This is a genomic window from Xylophilus sp. ASV27, assembly GCF_016428875.1.
Lineage (GTDB): Bacteria > Pseudomonadota > Gammaproteobacteria > Burkholderiales > Burkholderiaceae_C > Xylophilus.
In genome coordinates this window covers 1-1,576 of sequence record NZ_JAELTO010000226.1, presented here as the reverse complement: position 1 = coordinate 1,576, position 1,576 = coordinate 1, and the positions used below count along the sequence as shown (strand labels likewise).

The 1,576-nt window shown below is 72.5% G+C and carries 1 protein-coding gene; it reads right to left on the bottom strand.

Annotated features, from left to right (window positions below; genetic code table 11):
* Positions 1-121: 121 nt before the first annotated feature.
* A complete protein-coding gene (locus JHD63_RS22515) occupies positions 122-1,357 on the bottom strand; it encodes an MFS transporter (protein ID WP_233168547.1) in 1,236 nt (411 codons plus the stop codon).
* Positions 1,358-1,576 lie beyond the last annotated feature (219 nt).

The window sequence follows — 1,576 nt, the reverse complement described above, 5'->3', positions numbered from 1 at the left end:
TGTGGGATGGGATGCAAGGCGCAAGCCGCAGCCATGGCCGCCGCCATGGCGAGGATTTGCAACGCCGCAGACCGCCCGCAGCAGGGATGCGCGACACGCGAGGGGCTTGTTCAGCGTTGCCCTAAGGCGACCCCCGCGCCACGGCGGGCGCCGGCAGCCAGGCAAAGGCCGCCGCGGCGGCGGCCAGCAGCGCGGCGATCGCGCCGAGCACGGCGGCGAACGGCTCCCAGCCCTGCGCCTGCGCGGCCGAGGCCACGGCGCCGGTGAGCCATTGCATCAGCGCCACGCCCAGGAACATGGACATGGTGAACACCGCCATGGCCCGGCCCGTGAGCGCGGCCGGGTAGGCGCTGCGCACGTCGGCGTACTGCAGCACGATGTAGCCCGACAGCAGCGCGATCGCCAGCGGCGCGGCCACGTCCAGCCAGGAGCTGTGCGCCAGCGCCATGGCCGCGAACACCAGCGCCGTCAGCAGCGTGCAGCCCACGATCCAGCGGCGGCGCCGGGCCAGCCCCGGGTCCAGGCGGCCGAACAGCGGCGCGCTGAAGATGCCGGCCAGCGATACCGCCAGCGCCACGTTGCCGCTGTCCACCAGCGAGAAGCCGTGCCGCGCGATCAGCAGCGGCCCCAGCCACAGCCCGCGCAGGGTGATGAAGCTGGCGTAGGCCACCGCGCCCAGCGCCACGATGCCCCAGGTGTGGCGCACCAGGAACAGCGCCGCGAAGCCGCGCACCGCCGCCGCCACCGACTCGCGCGGCGCCTTCGGGTCGCCCGGCGCCGGCGCGGGCTCGTGCACCGTGGCGTAGATGCCGCACCAGGCCAGCACGCAGGCGCCGGCCAGCACCATGAAGCCCGCGCGCCAGGAGAAGGCCTGCACCAGCCAGGCCAGCGGCGTGCCGGTGGCCAGCATGCCCACGCCGGACAGGCCCATCACCGCGCCGGACACCGCCGCGAAGCGCGACGCCGGAAAGTGCCGCGCAATGAACACCGTACACACCAGGAAGGCCGGCGCGCAGCCGATGCCGATCAGCACCTGCCCCAGCACCAGCACGCCGTAGCCCGGCGCCAGCGCCGCCATCAGCGCCCCGGCGGCGGCCATGGGGAAGGCGGTGAGCACCGTGCGGCGCACGCCGTACAGGTCGATGCCGATGCCCATGAAGAACTGCATCACCCCGAACGCGAAGTGGAAGGCCCCGGCGAACACCCCCAGCGCCTGCGCCGACAGCCCGAATTCGGCCTGCAGCGGCGTGGCCAGGATCGCCGCCACGGTGCGGAAGGCCTGGCTCAGCGCAAAGCCGGCGGCCAGCGCCAGCAGCATGGTCCACAGCGTGCGGGGGCTTGGGGTGGTGTGGCGCATAGGGGGCAGCGTACCCGCTGCGGCGGGGGCCGTTCGCGCCGTTTTTGCGGGATTCATGAGCAAAAAGTGGCTGTAGCCTTAGTGCCACGCGGGCAGGGCAATCGCATCTAAATCCAAGCGAAACTAAAGCGCTGAAACAACCCTCCTAGCGCAGCCCCGATGAACCTACTGCACCACCTGCAGAGCATCTCCGACCCCCGAAGCCACCGCACGCGTCGC

Coding starts and splice junctions, on each gene's coding strand:
- JHD63_RS22515 (WP_233168547.1), bottom strand. CDS start 1,357: ATGCGCCACACCACCCCAAGCCCCCGCACGCTGTGGACCATGCTGCTG.